General features: G+C 67.8%; 18 protein-coding genes. All 18 read left to right on the forward strand.

The window, feature by feature from the left end; genetic code table 11:
- Positions 1-12 precede the first annotated feature (12 nt).
- The 18 genes from rpsE (at position 13) to glmM (ending at position 14,444) form a co-directional block, all read left to right on the forward strand.
- Positions 13-615: a 30S ribosomal protein S5 gene (gene rpsE, locus ACFWBW_RS22330; RefSeq protein WP_008739695.1), complete on the forward strand. Its 603-nt coding sequence runs from the start codon at positions 13-15 to the stop codon at positions 613-615.
- The gene (gene rpmD, locus ACFWBW_RS22335; RefSeq protein ID WP_112447741.1) at positions 615-797 is read left to right on the forward strand and encodes a 50S ribosomal protein L30; all 183 of its coding nucleotides are present in this window, start codon (positions 615-617) and stop codon (positions 795-797) included. The genes rpsE and rpmD overlap by 1 nt, the downstream gene beginning before the upstream one ends.
- A 1-nt stretch (position 798) precedes the next feature.
- Complete coding sequence (rplO, locus tag ACFWBW_RS22340; protein WP_243333371.1) at positions 799-1,254, forward strand: 50S ribosomal protein L15; 456 nt, start codon at positions 799-801, stop codon at positions 1,252-1,254.
- A gap of 186 nt (positions 1,255-1,440) precedes the next feature.
- Positions 1,441-2,757 carry a preprotein translocase subunit SecY gene (gene secY / locus ACFWBW_RS22345; RefSeq protein WP_356507278.1) on the forward strand — a complete coding sequence of 439 codons (1,317 nt, stop codon included), beginning with the start codon at positions 1,441-1,443 and terminating at the stop codon, positions 2,755-2,757.
- Positions 2,757-3,404: an adenylate kinase gene (locus ACFWBW_RS22350; RefSeq protein WP_266905452.1), complete on the forward strand. Its 648-nt coding sequence runs from the start codon at positions 2,757-2,759 to the stop codon at positions 3,402-3,404. The genes secY and ACFWBW_RS22350 overlap by 1 nt, the downstream gene beginning before the upstream one ends.
- A gap of 107 nt (positions 3,405-3,511) precedes the next feature.
- Positions 3,512-4,363 (forward strand): type I methionyl aminopeptidase, encoded by an 852-nt coding sequence (gene map, locus ACFWBW_RS22355; RefSeq protein WP_266880620.1) that lies wholly within the window; start codon positions 3,512-3,514, stop codon positions 4,361-4,363.
- A 180-nt stretch (positions 4,364-4,543) separates the two neighbouring features.
- Positions 4,544-4,765, forward strand: a complete 222-nt coding sequence (infA, locus tag ACFWBW_RS22360; RefSeq protein WP_003956442.1) for a translation initiation factor IF-1 — start codon at positions 4,544-4,546, stop codon at positions 4,763-4,765.
- Between the two features lie 74 nt (positions 4,766-4,839).
- Positions 4,840-4,953 carry a 50S ribosomal protein L36 gene (rpmJ, locus tag ACFWBW_RS22365; protein WP_003956441.1) on the forward strand — a complete coding sequence of 38 codons (114 nt, stop codon included), beginning with the start codon at positions 4,840-4,842 and terminating at the stop codon, positions 4,951-4,953.
- Between the two features lie 200 nt (positions 4,954-5,153).
- Complete coding sequence (gene rpsM / locus ACFWBW_RS22370; RefSeq protein WP_053682609.1) at positions 5,154-5,534, forward strand: 30S ribosomal protein S13; 381 nt, start codon at positions 5,154-5,156, stop codon at positions 5,532-5,534.
- 54 nt (positions 5,535-5,588) lie between these two features.
- Positions 5,589-5,993, forward strand: coding sequence for a 30S ribosomal protein S11 (gene rpsK / locus ACFWBW_RS22375; protein ID WP_006376016.1), 405 nt, complete (start codon positions 5,589-5,591; stop codon positions 5,991-5,993).
- Between the two features lie 157 nt (positions 5,994-6,150).
- Positions 6,151-7,173 carry a DNA-directed RNA polymerase subunit alpha gene (locus ACFWBW_RS22380; RefSeq protein ID WP_008739666.1) on the forward strand — a complete coding sequence of 341 codons (1,023 nt, stop codon included), beginning with the start codon at positions 6,151-6,153 and terminating at the stop codon, positions 7,171-7,173.
- Between the two features lie 92 nt (positions 7,174-7,265).
- Positions 7,266-7,727, forward strand: a complete 462-nt coding sequence (gene rplQ / locus ACFWBW_RS22385; RefSeq protein WP_030154710.1) for a 50S ribosomal protein L17 — start codon at positions 7,266-7,268, stop codon at positions 7,725-7,727.
- 122 nt (positions 7,728-7,849) lie between these two features.
- Positions 7,850-8,701, forward strand: coding sequence for a tRNA pseudouridine(38-40) synthase TruA (gene truA, locus ACFWBW_RS22390; protein WP_385374994.1), 852 nt, complete (start codon positions 7,850-7,852; stop codon positions 8,699-8,701).
- A gap of 59 nt (positions 8,702-8,760) precedes the next feature.
- Positions 8,761-10,380 carry an ABC-F family ATP-binding cassette domain-containing protein gene (locus tag ACFWBW_RS22395; protein WP_385374996.1) on the forward strand — a complete coding sequence of 540 codons (1,620 nt, stop codon included), beginning with the start codon at positions 8,761-8,763 and terminating at the stop codon, positions 10,378-10,380.
- Between the two features lie 66 nt (positions 10,381-10,446).
- Positions 10,447-11,706, forward strand: a complete 1,260-nt coding sequence (locus ACFWBW_RS22400; protein WP_385374998.1) for a glycosyltransferase family 87 protein — start codon at positions 10,447-10,449, stop codon at positions 11,704-11,706.
- A 234-nt stretch (positions 11,707-11,940) separates the two neighbouring features.
- Positions 11,941-12,384 (forward strand): 50S ribosomal protein L13, encoded by a 444-nt coding sequence (gene rplM, locus ACFWBW_RS22405; RefSeq protein ID WP_112447734.1) that lies wholly within the window; start codon positions 11,941-11,943, stop codon positions 12,382-12,384.
- Between the two features lie 46 nt (positions 12,385-12,430).
- The gene (gene rpsI / locus ACFWBW_RS22410) at positions 12,431-12,952 is read left to right on the forward strand and encodes a 30S ribosomal protein S9 (RefSeq protein ID WP_243333386.1); all 522 of its coding nucleotides are present in this window, start codon (positions 12,431-12,433) and stop codon (positions 12,950-12,952) included.
- 133 nt (positions 12,953-13,085) lie between these two features.
- The gene (glmM, locus tag ACFWBW_RS22415) at positions 13,086-14,444 is read left to right on the forward strand and encodes a phosphoglucosamine mutase (protein ID WP_385375001.1); all 1,359 of its coding nucleotides are present in this window, start codon (positions 13,086-13,088) and stop codon (positions 14,442-14,444) included.
- Positions 14,445-14,634: the final 190 nt, after the last annotated feature.

The following is a 14,634-nucleotide window of genomic DNA, read 5'->3' on the forward strand; positions in this document are numbered from 1 at the left end:
AGAGGTAATCCAATGGCTGGACCCCAGCGCCGCGGAAGCGGTGCCGGTGGCGGCGAGCGGCGGGACCGGAAGGGTCGCGACGGTGGCCCTGCCGCCGAGAAGACCGCTTACGTTGAGCGCGTTGTCGCGATCAACCGCGTCGCCAAGGTTGTCAAGGGTGGTCGCCGCTTCAGCTTCACCGCGCTGGTCGTGGTGGGCGACGGTGACGGCACTGTAGGTGTCGGTTACGGCAAGGCCAAGGAAGTTCCCGCGGCCATTGCCAAGGGTGTCGAGGAAGCCAAGAAGTCCTTCTTCAAGGTTCCGCGCATCCAGGGCACCATCCCTCACCCGATCACGGGTGAGCGTGCCGCGGGCGTCGTGCTGCTGAAGCCGGCCGCCCCTGGTACCGGTGTTATCGCCGGTGGCCCGGTGCGCGCCGTTCTGGAGTGCGCCGGCGTTCACGACATCCTGTCGAAGTCGCTTGGTTCTTCCAACGCGATCAACATCGTGCACGCGACCGTGGCGGCCCTCAAGGGCCTGCAGCGTCCCGAGGAGATCGCGGCTCGCCGTGGTCTGCCCCTCGAGGACGTCGCCCCCGCGGCTCTGCTTCGTGCACGTGCTGGGGCGGGTGCGTAATGGCTCGCCTCAAGGTCACGCAGATCAAGTCGTACATCGGCAGCAAGCAGAACCACCGCGACACGCTGCGTTCGCTCGGGCTCAAGCGCCTGAACGACGTCGTCGTCAAGGAGGACCGCCCCGAGTTCCGCGGAATGGTTCACACCGTCCGCCACCTCGTGACGGTTGAGGAGGTTGACTAACATGGCTGAGAGCAGCCCGCTGAAGGCCCACAACCTCCGTCCCGCCCCCGGCGCCAAGACCGCGAAGACCCGTGTCGGTCGTGGTGAGGCGTCGAAGGGTAAGACGGCCGGTCGTGGTACGAAGGGCCAGAAGGCCCGTTACCAGATCCCGCAGCGCTTCGAGGGTGGGCAGATGCCCCTCCACATGCGTCTGCCGAAGCTCAAGGGCTTCAAGAACCCGTTCCGCACCGAGTTCCAGGTCGTGAACCTGGACAAGCTCGGCGCTCTCTACCCCGAGGGTGGAGAAGTCACGGTGGCCGACCTGGTCGCCAAGGGCGCGGTTCGCAAGAACAGCCTCGTCAAGGTCCTGGGCCAGGGCGAGATCTCCGTGGCGCTGCAGGTTTCGGTTGACGCCGTCTCCGGCTCCGCCAAGGAGAAGATTGCCGCCGCTGGTGGCTCTGTGACCGAGCTCGTCTAAGACGAACTCAGTGACAAATAGCTAGAAACCCGACCGGGGGTGCCTCACATATGGGGCATCCCCGGTTGGTCGTTCCATGGAAGGTGCAGACGCCGGTAAGGTGGCCTGCACCTTTGCTTGTACACATTCGTCGATCCCTCAGACCGTCACCTCTGACGCAGTAGCGCGGGGGTCGCAGGAGGCACCGTGCTAACCGCGTTCGCCCGGGCGTTCAAGACGCCCGACCTGCGCAAGAAACTGCTGTTCACGCTCGGCATCATCGTGCTGTTCCGGCTCGGGTCCCACGTCCCCGTCCCCGGCGTGAGCTATACGAACGTCCAGATCTGTGTTGAACAGGCGTCCGGCCAGAACGGCGGGCTCTTCGGACTGGTCAACATGTTCAGTGGCGGTGCGCTGCTGCAGATCACGATCTTTGCGCTCGGCATCATGCCGTACATCACGGCGAGCATCATCTTGCAGCTGCTGACCGTGGTCATCCCGAAGCTGGAGACCCTCAAGAAAGAGGGCCAGGCCGGCACGTCGAAGATCACGCAGTACACGCGCTATCTGACGGTCGCGCTGGCGATCCTGCAGGGCACCGGCCTCGTCGCCACCGCCCGCAGCGGCGCCCTGTTCCAGAACTGCTCCGTGGCGAGTCAGATCGTTCCGGACCGGTCGATCTTCACCACCGTCGTCATGGTGCTCACCATGACCGCCGGTACCTGTGTCGTCATGTGGCTCGGTGAGCTCATCACCGACCGGGGCATCGGCAACGGCATGTCGATCCTGATGTTCATCTCGATCGCCGCGGGCTTCATCGGATCCCTGTGGGCCATCAAGGAGCAGGGCAAGATCGCGGACGGCTGGGTCGAGTTCGGCGTGGTCATGCTGGTCGGCCTCGCGATGGTGGGCCTGGTGGTCTTCGTCGAGCAGGCGCAGCGACGGATCCCGGTCCAGTACGCGAAGCGCATGATCGGCCGCCGTGCCTACGGCGGTACCTCGACGTACATCCCGCTCAAGGTGAACCAGGCGGGCATCATCCCCGTCATCTTCGCCTCGTCGCTGCTCTACATCCCGGCACTGGTCGTTCAGTTCAGCGGTTCCACCGCCGGCTGGGCCACCTGGATCCAGAAGCACTTCGTCAAGGGCGACCACCCGTACTACATCGCGACCTACTTCCTCCTGATCGTCTTCTTCGCGTTCTTCTACGTGGCGATCTCGTTCAACCCCGAGGAAGTTGCAGACAACATGAAGAAGTATGGTGGGTTCATTCCGGGCATCCGCGCCGGTCGGCCCACCGCCGAGTACCTGAGCTACGTACTCAACCGGATCACGTGGCCGGGGTCGCTGTACCTGGGGTTGATCGCTCTTGTGCCGACGATGGCGTTGGCCGGCTTCGGGGCGAACCAGAACTTCCCGTTCGGCGGGACGAGCATCCTGATCATCGTGGGTGTGGGTCTGGAAACCGTGAAGCAGATCGAGAGCCAGCTCCAGCAGCGTAATTACGAAGGGTTCCTCCGCTGATGCGAATCGTCCTCGTCGGCCCGCCCGGTGCGGGCAAGGGAACGCAGGCGACTGTCCTTGCCAAGACCTTGTCGATCCCGCACATCTCCACGGGCGACCTGTTCCGGGCCAACATCAGCCAGGGCACCGAGCTCGGCCGTCGCGCGAAGGCGTTCATGGACGCGGGCGACCTCGTCCCGGACGAGATCACCATCGGCATGGCGAAGGACCGCATGGAGCAGGAGGACGCCGCCGGCGGTTTCCTGCTCGACGGGTTCCCGCGCAACGTCTCCCAGGCGGAGGCGCTCGACGTGATGCTGAAGGCCGAGGGCATGAACCTCGACGCCGTCCTGGACCTGGAGGTCGAGGAGGACGAGGTCGTCAAGCGCCTCGCCGGCCGGCGCACCTGCCGCAACGACGGCGGGCACGTCTTCCACATCGCGTACCAGCCGCCCAAGGTCGAGGGTGTCTGCGACATCTGCGGCGGCGAGCTGTACGTGCGTGAGGACCAGTCCGAGGACGCGGTCCGCAACCGGCTGGACGTCTACCACACCCAGACCGAGCCGATCATCGACTACTACAAGGCCCAGGGCCTCGTGTCGACGATCCCGGCCCTGGGCGAGGTCAAGGACGTCACGCAGCGCGCGATGGACGCCCTGAAGAAGTAGCCACAGGTATTGCAGCGTCATCCGTAAGCGCAGCCACGGCCGCGGTGTCCCCAGGACGCCGCGGCCGTACTGTTGAAAGACCCGAATCCGAAGGTGGCAGGTAAGACATGGTCCAGATCAAGACCCCCGAGCAGATCGCGAAGATGCGTGAGGCGGGGCTGGTCGTCGCTGCGATCCACGCGGCGACCCGTGAGGCGGCCGTTCCGGGCGCCACGACACGGGATCTGGACATGGTGGCCCGCAAGGTCATCGCGGACGCCGGCGCCAAGTCGAACTTCCTCGGGTACGGCGGGTTCCCCGCGACCATCTGCACCTCGGTCAACGAGGTCGTGGTCCACGGCATCCCCGACGACAAGACGGTCCTCAAGGACGGCGACATCATCTCGATCGACGCCGGTGCGATCGTCGAGGGCTGGCACGGCGACGCCGCGTACACCGCCTTCGTGGGCTCTGGGCACGCCCCTGAGCTCGTGGAGCTCTCCCGGGTGACCGAGGAGTCCATGTGGGCCGGGATCGCCGCCATGAAGCTCGGCAACCGCCTCGTGGACATCTCGAAGGCGATCGAGACGTACATCAAGCGGCAGCCGCGTCCGACCACGGGTGAGCACAGCCTCGGCAAGTTCGGGATCATCGAGGACTACGGCGGCCACGGCATCGGTTCCGAGATGCACATGGACCCGCACCTGCTGAACTACGTCTCGCGCAAGCGGGGCAAGGGCATCAAGCTCGTCCCGGGCCTGTGCCTGGCGATCGAGCCGATGGTCTCCCTGGGCACCGCCCAGACGGAGGTCCTGGCGGACGACTGGACGGTCATCACCACGGACGGCACCTGGTCCTCGCACTGGGAGCACTCCATCGCCCTGACCGAGGAGGGCCCGATCGTCCTCACCTCCCCGGACTGCGGCAAGGCGAAGCTGGCGGAGTACGGCGTGACCACGGCGCCGGACCCGTTGGGCTGACGCACAAGCCGGTGGGCCGACCGGTATGGGCAGGATTGATGATCTATCCTGTAGGGCACACTTTCCGGATTCGTCTTTCGGAAGGCCCTGACGTAGACTGACTCGTCGGCTCCTTTGCACCCGCATGTCCGCATGCGAAGGCGGGGAGCTGACCAAGGTAGCCGATTCGAAAGGCGAAGCGTGGCCAAGAAGCAAGGTGCCATCGAAATCGAGGGCACCGTGATCGAGTCCCTCCCGAACGCGATGTTCAAGGTGGAACTCCAGAACGGTCACAAGGTCCTCGCGCACATCAGCGGCAAGATGCGCATGCACTACATCCGCATCCTCCCTGATGACCGGGTCGTCGTGGAGCTCTCTCCGTACGACCTGACGCGTGGCCGGATCGTCTACCGATACAAGTAGATCTTGTCTTCACTCCCGTCCGGACGTCTTGTCCCGACGCGGGTGGTGGCACTGACCCGGAGAACCTCACCAACATGAAGGTCAAGCCGAGCGTCAAGAAGATCTGCGACAAGTGCAAGGTGATCCGCCGTCACGGTCGGGTCATGGTCATCTGCGACAACCTGCGCCACAAGCAGCGCCAGGGCTGACGCACGCCGACCGACCTGCACTACGCAGTTCTTCGCGCGACGTAAGAAAACGTACATACGCAGAACCCGCCCAGTCCTGACCAGGACCGGCGGCACCTCCGGCGGGGGCCGGGGACCCGGGCGTACCACCACCCAACAGGTGTGGTCGGCGGTCGGGGTTCGGTTCTGCGGAAGACCCCCGAACACACAGGAGCCATTGAATGGCACGCGTTTCCGGTGTTGACATCCCGCGCGAAAAGCGTGTGGAGATCGCACTTACCTACGTCTTCGGTGTCGGTCGCACCCGGTCCAAGGAAATCCTTGCGGCCACCGGTGTGAACCCCGACACCCGCGTTCGTGACCTGGCCGAAGAGGACCTGGTCAAGATCCGCGAGTACGTGGACGCCAACCTCCGCACCGAGGGTGACCTCCGCCGCGAGATCCAGGCCGACATCCGTCGCAAGGTCGAGATCCAGTGCTACCAGGGTGTTCGCCACCGTCGTGGCCTGCCCGTGCACGGTCAGCGCACCAGCACGAACGCCCGTACCCGCAAGGGTCCGCGTCGCGCGATCGCCGGTAAGAAGAAGCCGGGCAAGAAGTAGTCCTGTTCAGCGGTCTTGCGCTGTAGGACCGACCACCTCCCGTAGGAGATTTAGATGCCCCCCAAGGGTCGTCAGGGCGCTGCCAAGAAGGTGCGCCGCAAGGAAAAGAAGAACGTCGCTCATGGGCACGCCCACATCAAGAGCACGTTCAACAACACCATCGTCTCGATCACGGACCCCGCGGGCAACGTGATCTCCTGGGCCTCCGCCGGCCACGTCGGCTTCAAGGGCTCGCGCAAGTCCACCCCCTTCGCCGCGCAGATGGCCGCCGAGTCGGCCGCCCGTCGCGCGCAGGAGCACGGCATGCGCAAGGTCGACGTCTTCGTCAAGGGTCCCGGCTCCGGCCGTGAGACCGCGATCCGCTCCCTCCAGGCCACTGGCCTCGAGGTCGGCTCGATCCAGGACGTCACCCCCACCCCGCACAACGGCTGCCGTCCGCCCAAGCGTCGCCGCGTCTGATTCGGCGACGCCGGGCTTCGCGCCTGTGCGTCTTTGAGTGTCCGGGCGGTACGAACCCCTCGCGGGGGACGTACCGCCCGTACCCTTGTAGTTCGTAGCCCCGTGCTGCGTTCCGTCGGGCGTCAAATAGTGGGCGTCCACGAATGAAGGAATCCACATGCTTATCGCTCAGCGCCCCTCGCTGACCGAAGAGGTCGTAGACGAGTACCGCTCGCGGTTCGTGATCGAGCCGCTCGAGCCGGGCTTCGGCTACACCCTCGGCAACTCGCTCCGCCGCACGCTCCTGTCCTCGATCCCGGGTGCCGCTGTCACCAGCATCCGCGTGGACGGCGTCCTGCACGAGTTCACCACCGTGCCCGGTGTCAAGGAAGACGTCACCGACATCATCCTCAACATCAAGCAGCTGGTCGTCTCCTCGGAGCACGACGAGCCGGTCGTGATGTACCTGCGCAAGCAGGGTCCCGGCCTGGTCACCGCTGCCGACATCGCGCCCCCGGCCGGTGTCGAGGTGCACAACCCGGACCTGGTCCTCGCCACGCTCAACGGCAAGGGCAAGCTGGAGATGGAGCTGACCGTCGAGCGCGGTCGCGGCTACGTCTCCGCCGTCCAGAACAAGCAGCTGGGCCAGGAGATCGGTCGCATCCCGATCGACTCCATCTACAGCCCGGTCCTCAAGGTCACCTACAAGGTCGAGGCGACCCGAGTCGAGCAGCGCACCGACTTCGACAAGCTGATCGTCGACGTCGAGACCAAGCAGGCCATGCGCCCGCGCGACGCCATGGCGTCCGCCGGTAAGACCCTGGTCGAGCTGTTCGGTCTGGCCCGCGAGCTCAACATCGACGCCGAGGGCATCGACATGGGCCCCTCGCCGACGGACGCGGCCCTGGCCGCCGATCTCGCCCTGCCGATCGAGGAGCTCGAGCTCACCGTTCGGTCGTACAACTGCCTCAAGCGCGAGGGCATCCACTCCGTGGGTGAGCTCGTCGCCCGCTCCGAGGCCGACCTGCTCGACATCCGCAACTTCGGTGCGAAGTCGATCGACGAGGTCAAGGCGAAGCTGGCCGGCATGGGCCTGGCCCTCAAGGACAGCCCGCCCGGGTTCGACCCGACCGCCGCTGCCGACGCCTTCGGCGCCGACGACGACGCGGACGCCGGTTTCGTCGAGACCGAGCAGTACTAAGCACCACCCGTAGATCTTTCCCGCGGCATCCGCCGCGGGGGAACTGACACCGGTACCTGACACGGCCGGTGCAGATATGAAGGAGTATGACCATGCCGCGTCCCGCAAAGGGTGCCCGTCTGGGCGGCAGCGCCGCGCACGAGAAGCACCTCCTCGCGAACCTCGCGAAGGCGCTCTTCGAGCACGGCCGCATCACCACCACCGAGGCCAAGGCCCGCCGCCTGCGTCCCTACGCCGAGCGTCTGGTGACCAAGGCCAAGAAGGGCGACATCCACAACCGTCGCCTGGTGCTGCAGACGATCACGGACAAGAGCATCGTGCACACGCTGTTCACCGAGATCGCCCCGCGCTACGAGAACCGCCCCGGTGGTTACACGCGCATCACCAAGATCGGCAACCGTCGTGGCGACAACGCCCCGATGGCCGTGATCGAGCTGGTCGAGGCCCTTACGGTCGCCCAGCAGGCCACTGGTGAGGCCGAGGCCGCCACCAAGCGCGCGGTCAAGGAGGCGGAGGCTGTCGAGACCCCCGCCGAGGAGACCAAGGAGGCCTGATCCTTCGGGATCAGAGCTCGCTTGATCGGCTCTGAACGGGCCCGCCCCCTTACCGGGGCGGGCCCGTTCTGTGTTTCTTGGCGCTTTCTCGGCCTTTTCGCGTTTCTGAGAGGATCTGTCACGTGAGTGACGAGGTGGAGCCCGGACACGTCCGGGTCAGGCTGGACCTGAGCTACGACGGCAAGGACTTCTCCGGCTGGGCGAAGCAGCGCGTGCTGCGGACCGTCCAGGGAGAGCTGGAGTCCGCCCTGCAGACCGTGATGCGGCTGCCCGACGCGGTGGAGCTGACCGTGGCCGGCCGGACCGACGCGGGCGTGCACGCGCGCGGACAGGTCGCGCAGTTCGACGTACGGGACGAGGTGTGGGCCGAGCACCAGGACAAGCTGCTGCGCCGCCTCGCCGGGCGGCTGCCGCACGACGTACGGGTGTGGAAGGCCGCCGAGGCCCCCGCCGGCTTCAACGCGCGGTTCTCCGCGATCTGGCGCCGGTACGCCTACCGCGTGGGCGACCACCAGGCCGGGGTGGACCCGCTGCGCCGGGGGCACGTGCTCTGGTACCAGTGGCCGCTCGACGTGGACGCCATGAACGAGGCCGCCGCCGCACTGGTCGGGGAGCACGACTTCGCCGCGTACTGCAAGAAGCGCGAAGGGGCCACGACCATCCGCACCCTCCAGCAGCTCAGCTGGGAGCGGGACGCGGAGGGCATCATCACCGCGACCGTCCGCGCCGACGCCTTCTGCCACAACATGGTGCGCTCGCTGGTCGGCGCCCTGCTGCACGTCGGCGACGGCCACCGGACGACCGACTGGCCCGGGAAGGTGCTGGCCGCGGCCGTACGGGACTCCTCGGTGCACGTGGTCAAGCCGCACGGGCTGACCCTGGAGGAGGTCGGCTACCCGGCCGACGAGCTGCTGGCCGCCCGGAGCAAGGAAGCGCGGAACCTGCGGACGCTGCCCGGAGCCGGCTGCTGCTGAGCCGGGACCGCGGCTAATCCGTTTGGGCGGATCGGGGCCGGACCTGGACAATGCCCCGCATGGGACATCTCGAAGCCAGCCACCTGGAGTACTACCTTCCCGACGGGCGGGTTCTGCTCCCCGACGTCTCCTTCCGGGTGGGGGAGGGGTCGGTCGTCGCCCTGGTCGGGGCGAACGGGGCCGGCAAGACCACGCTGCTGAAGATGATCTCCGGTGAGCTCCAGCCGCACGGCGGCGGCGTGACCGTCAGCGGCGGGCTGGGCGTGATGTCGCAGTTCGTGGGCTCGGTCCGCGACGAGACGACCGTACGGGACCTGCTGGTATCGGTGTCCCAGCCGCGGATCCGGGAGGCGGCCAAGGCGGTGGACCGGGCCGAGCAGCTGATCCTCACGGTGGACGACGAGCCCGCCCAGATGGCCTACGCGCAGGCGCTCAGCGACTGGGCCGACGTGCAGGGGTACGAGGCGGAGACGCTGTGGGACGTCTGCACGATGGCCGCGCTGGCGATCCCGTACGACTCGGCGCAGTTCCGCGAGGTGCGCACGCTCTCGGGCGGTGAGCAGAAGCGGCTGGTGCTGGAGGCGCTGCTGCGCGGGCCGGACGAGGTGCTGCTGCTCGACGAGCCGGACAACTACCTGGACGTCCCGGGCAAGCGCTGGCTGGAGGAGCAGCTGAAGGCCACCCGCAAGACGGTGCTCTTCGTCAGCCACGACCGGGAGCTGCTGACCCAGTCGGCCGAGAAGATCATCAGCCTGGAGGCGAGCCCGAACGGCTCGGACGTGTGGATCCACGGCTCCGGCTTCGCCACCTTCCACGACGCCCGCAAGGAGCGCTTCGCGCGCTTCGAGGAGCTCAAGCGGCGCTGGGACGAGGAGCACGCCCGGCTGAAGGCCCTGGTGCTGCGACTGCGCGGCCAGGCCGCGATCAGCCCGGACATGGCCTCGCGGTACCACGCGATGCAGACGCGCTTCAAGAAGTTCGAGGAGGCCGGTCCGCCGCCCGAGCCGCCGCGCGAGCAGGACATCAAGATGCGGCTCAAGGGCGGCCGTACGGGCGTGCGCGCGCTCACCGTCGAGAACCTGGAGCTCACCGGGCTGATGAAGCCCTTCTCCCTGGAGGTCTTCTACGGGGAGCGGGTCGCGGTCCTGGGCTCGAACGGTTCCGGGAAGTCCCACTTCCTGCGCCTGATGGCGGGGGAGGACGTCAAGCACACGGGTACGTGGAAGCTCGGCGCCCGCGTGGTCCCCGGCCACTTCGCGCAGACCCACGCCCACCCCGAGCTGTTCGGCCGCACGCTCGTCGACATCCTGTGGACGGAGGCGGCCAAGCCGCTCGGCCAGGCGATGGGCGCCCTGCGCCGCTACGAGCTGGAGCGCCAGGGCGAGCAGCCCTTCGAGAGGCTCTCGGGCGGCCAGCAGGCGCGTTTCCAGATCCTGCTCCTGGAGCTGGCGGGGACCACGGCGCTGCTGCTCGACGAGCCCACCGACAACCTCGACCTGGAATCGGCGGAAGCGCTGCAGGACGGGCTGGAGGCGTACGACGGCACTGTGCTGTGCGTCACGCACGACCGGTGGTTCGCCCGCACATTTGACCGTTATCTGGTCTTCGGTTCAGACGGTGTTGTGCGAGAGACTACGGAGCCCGTCTGGGACGAACGTAGGGTCGAGCGGAAGCGCTAGGGGGAGACCGCCCCCGGCTTGGGTCGAGGGGACTTCGTTGTGGGGCTGCGGCCGAGTGTCTGGGTCATGAAGTGGGACAGCCCGTCCTCCTGGGACCGGGGGCTGGCCTGGCTGCTGCGTCCGGCCCCCCGGTCCTGGCGGTTCGTGGGCCTGGTGATCCTGCTGTCGGTGGCGGTCGCGGCGAGCCTGCGGGAGAACTGGGGCTCCGACAACGCCTTCGTGGTCAAGGCGGCCGACGCCCTGCTCGCCGGGGTCTCCCCGTACGAGGACAAGCGGTTCCTCTACCTGCCCAGCGCCGTGATCATGGCGATCCCCGAGGCCCTGCTGCCGGCGCCGCTGCTGCGCTGCGTGCTGCCGCTGGGGATGACCGGGCTCGTCGGCATCGGCTGGTGGGCCTCGCTGCGGCTGTTCTCCGTACCCGTGCGCTCGCGGTTCGCGGTCGGCGGTTTCGCCCTGTTCGCGCTGGCCTACAAGCCGTACATCAACCTCGTGCTGATCGGGAACTGGACGGCCATCTCCGCCGCCGCCCTGCCGGTGGCGCTGCTGCTGGCGCACCGCAAGCACTGGGCCGCGGCCGGGCTGGTGGTGGGACTCGCCATCGCGTGCAAGCCGATGCTGGTGCCGATCGGGCTGCTCTTCCTGCTGGCACGGCAGTGGCGGGGGCTCGCCCTGGCGGTGGGCGTGCCGGTGGGGCTGTCGCTGGCGGGGGCGCTGATGATGCCGCACCCGACGCTGTTCTTCACCAAGACCCTGCCGTTCCTGCTGCAGGGCCAGGATTCCTACGCGCTGCCCTGGGACGCCTCGCCGATCGCGGCGCTGCCCCGGCTGGGAGTGCCGGCGCCGCTGGCGGTGGCGCTGGCCTTCGCGGGCGCCGGGTGCGGGCTGTGGGCGACCTGGCGGCGGTGGCGCAGGCCGGTCGTGGCGGACGGCGACGCGGGCGAGCTGCGGCTGGTGGAGACGGCCTGCATGGTGATGCTCGCCGCGTTCCTGGTGTCCCGGCCCTCCTTCGACCACTACCTGATCGTGGTGCTCCCGCTGCTGCTGGCATCGGGGGTGCGGGCGGGCTCGATGCCGCGCTCGCCCTGGTTCTGGGTGGCGCTGGTGCCCCAGACCGCGGGCATCCCGTGGCCCTCGGAGTTCGAGGCCAAGAGGCGGGCATTCCGGGACATGGTGACCCTGTGCGCGCTCGCCGGACTGCTGGCGCGTCGAGCACTGCGTCCGATCCGGGTTACTCTGGAACCTGTACGAACTACGGGGTCCCCACCCAGGACCGAACCGGAGTGCGCCGCGACCCCCGTCGAAACGGGTTCGCGGACCGCGTTTTGACCCTTCCAGGTCTTCAGGGGTACCCTGCTGGTTCGTTATGCGTATTGGCTTTCTCATTCTCACGTGAATCTGCCTTACGCCGGTCCACCGGGCCGATGACCAGCGGTACACACGGGTTGCGTCTCCGATGTGAACCAGGGCTGTCGTGATCGTCCGTGGTGACCCATGTCAGGACCCGTCCCTCGGGCTCACCCCCCGGGGATGACCCACCACTGAAGAAGCGAAGGCATACGCGTGCGTACGTTCAGCCCCAAGCCCGGCGACATCTCGCGCCAGTGGCACGTCATCGACGCCCAGGACGTTGTCCTCGGCCGTCTGGCGACCCAGGCCGCTACCCTCCTGCGGGGTAAGCACAAGCCGACTTACGCCCCCCACATGGACATGGGCGACTTTGTCATCATCATCAACGCCGACAAGGTCCACCTGTCCGGCAACAAGGCGACCCAGAAGATGGCGTACCGCCACTCCGGTTTCCCGGGTGGTCTGCGTTCGGTCCGCTACGACGACCTCCTGGCGAACAACCCGGAGAAGGCCGTCGAGAAGGCCATCAAGGGCATGATCCCCAAGAACACCCTGGGCCGTCAGATGCTCTCGAAGCTGAAGGTCTACTCGGGCGATGTGCACCCCCACGCTGCCCAGCAGCCGGTGCCGTTCGAGATCACCCAGGTCGCGCAGTAGTTCCGGCCACCACACCCCCTAAGACAAGAAACTTCTGAGGAGCATCGTGGCCGAGACCACCGCCGAGACGACCCCCGTCGAAGAGTTCGAGGGCAACGTCGAGGAGTACACCACCGAGACCGCGGACGTAGTCGAGGGTGACTACACGTCCGAGTCCCTTGCCGGTCGCTTCGGCGACCCCCAGCCGGCCGCCGGCCTGGGCCGTCGCAAGAACGCCATTGCCCGCGTCCGGATCGTTCCGGGCACCGGCAAGTGGAAGATCAACGGTCGCACCCTTGAGGACTACTTCCCCAACAAGGTGCACCAGCAGGAAGTCAACGAGCCGTTCAAGCTGCTCGAGCTCGACAACCGCTACGACGTCATCGCCCGCATCTCGGGTGGCGGCGTGTCCGGTCAGGCCGGCGCCCTGCGCCTCGGTGTGGCCCGTGCGCTGAACGAGGCGGACGTTGACAACAACCGCCCGGCGCTGAAGAAGGCCGGCTTCCTCTCCCGCGACGACCGTGCGGTCGAGCGCAAGAAGGCCGGTCTCAAGAAGGCCCGTAAGGCTCCGCAGTACAGCAAGCGTTAATCTCGCCTGCTGTTCAGCACGAATCCGCCCCGGCAGCACTCTGTGTGCTGCCGGGGCGGTTCGTTTACCGCCAAAAGCGGCAACATAAGTGGCACAACTGCTCATAGCGAAGCGTGAACTCGGGAGGACAACAGTGGGACGACTCTTCGGGACGGATGGTGTACGAGGCGTCGCCAACGCGGATCTGACGGCCGAGCTCGCGCTCGGCCTCTCCGTGGCGGCCGCACACGTACTGGCCGAGGCCGGCACCTTCGCTGGTCACCGGGCCACCGCGGTGGTCGGCCGGGACCCCCGGGCCTCGGGCGAGTTCCTGGAGGCCGCGGTCGTCGCCGGCCTCGCGAGCGCGGGCGTGGACGTCCTGCGCGTCGGTGTGCTGCCCACCCCGGCGGTGGCGTATCTCACCGGTGCGCTGGGCGCCGACCTCGGCGTCATGCTCTCGGCCAGCCACAACGCCATGCCCGACAACGGCATCAAGTTCTTCGCCCGCGGCGGTCACAAGCTCGCCGACGAGCTGGAGGACCGGATCGAGGCGGTCTACGAGGACCACCGCACGGGTGCCCCCTGGGACCGCCCGACGGGCGCCGGTGTCGGCCGGGTCTCCGACTACACCGAGGGCTTCGACAAGTACGTCGCCCACCTCATGGGTGTCCTGCCCAACCGTCTCGACGGCCTCAAGGTCGTCCTGGACGAGGCGCACGGCGCGGCCGCCTACGTCTCGCCCGAGGCCTTCACGCGGGCCGGCGCGGAGATCGTCACCATCGGTGCCGAGCCCGACGGCCTGAACATCAACGACGGCTGCGGCTCCACCCACCTCGGTCTGCTGAAGCAGGCCGTCGTCGAGCACGGCGCCGACCTCGGCATCGCGCACGACGGGGACGCCGACCGCTGCCTCGCCGTGGACGCGAAGGGCCAGGAGGTCGACGGGGACCAGATCCTCGCGGTGCTGGCGCTGGCGATGCGCGAGTCCGGGCACCTGCGCGAGGACACCGTCGTCGCCACCGTGATGTCGAACCTGGGCTTCAAGCTGGCCATGGAGTCGGCGGGCATCAGCGTCGTGCAGACCGGCGTCGGCGACCGGTACGTCCTGGAGTCGATGAAGGAGCACGGGTACGCGCTCGGCGGCGAGCAGTCCGGCCACGTGATCATCCTCGACCACGCCACCACCGGTGACGGCACCCTGACCGGCCTGATGCTGGCGGCCCGCATCGCGGCCACCGGCACGCCGCTGGACGAGCTGACCGAGATCATGACGCGGCTGCCGCAGGTGCTGGTCAACGTCCCCGACGTGGACAAGTCGCGCGTCACCACCTCGGGCGAGCTGGCCGCGGCCGTCGCCGAAGCGGAGCGGGAGCTGGGCACGACCGGGCGCGTACTGCTGCGTCCGTCGGGCACGGAGCCCCTCGTGCGGGTGATGGTGGAGGCCGCCGACATCGAGCAGGCCCGCTCGGTCGCGGGGCGCCTCGCGGACGTCGTGAAGTCGGCGCTCGGCTAGAGCCCGCCCTCCCGTGACGACAGCGGCCCCGCGCTACGAAGCTTCTTCGCGTGGGGGCGCTTTTTTTTTTGGTTGTTCCCGGGCTTCCCCTTTTTCCCGGGTCCTCCCCCCCCCCCCGCCCCCCCTGGTTCTCCCTTTCTCTTCCCCCCCCCCCCCCCCCCCGGGTCCCCCCCCCCCCCCCCCCCCCCCC

The organism is Streptomyces sp. NPDC059957 (genome assembly GCF_042730015.1).
Lineage (GTDB): Bacteria > Actinomycetota > Actinomycetes > Streptomycetales > Streptomycetaceae > Streptomyces.

Coding starts and splice junctions, on each gene's coding strand:
- rpsE (WP_008739695.1), top strand. CDS start 13: ATGGCTGGACCCCAGCGCCGCGGAAGCGGTGCCGGTGGCGGCGAGCGG.
- rpmD (WP_112447741.1), top strand. CDS start 615: ATGGCTCGCCTCAAGGTCACGCAGATCAAGTCGTACATCGGCAGCAAG.
- rplO (WP_243333371.1), top strand. CDS start 799: ATGGCTGAGAGCAGCCCGCTGAAGGCCCACAACCTCCGTCCCGCCCCC.
- ACFWBW_RS22350 (WP_266905452.1), top strand. CDS start 2,757: ATGCGAATCGTCCTCGTCGGCCCGCCCGGTGCGGGCAAGGGAACGCAG.
- map (WP_266880620.1), top strand. CDS start 3,512: ATGGTCCAGATCAAGACCCCCGAGCAGATCGCGAAGATGCGTGAGGCG.
- rpmJ (WP_003956441.1), top strand. CDS start 4,840: ATGAAGGTCAAGCCGAGCGTCAAGAAGATCTGCGACAAGTGCAAGGTG.
- rpsM (WP_053682609.1), top strand. CDS start 5,154: ATGGCACGCGTTTCCGGTGTTGACATCCCGCGCGAAAAGCGTGTGGAG.
- rpsK (WP_006376016.1), top strand. CDS start 5,589: ATGCCCCCCAAGGGTCGTCAGGGCGCTGCCAAGAAGGTGCGCCGCAAG.
- ACFWBW_RS22380 (WP_008739666.1), top strand. CDS start 6,151: ATGCTTATCGCTCAGCGCCCCTCGCTGACCGAAGAGGTCGTAGACGAG.
- rplQ (WP_030154710.1), top strand. CDS start 7,266: ATGCCGCGTCCCGCAAAGGGTGCCCGTCTGGGCGGCAGCGCCGCGCAC.
- ACFWBW_RS22395 (WP_385374996.1), top strand. CDS start 8,761: ATGGGACATCTCGAAGCCAGCCACCTGGAGTACTACCTTCCCGACGGG.
- ACFWBW_RS22400 (WP_385374998.1), top strand. CDS start 10,447: ATGAAGTGGGACAGCCCGTCCTCCTGGGACCGGGGGCTGGCCTGGCTG.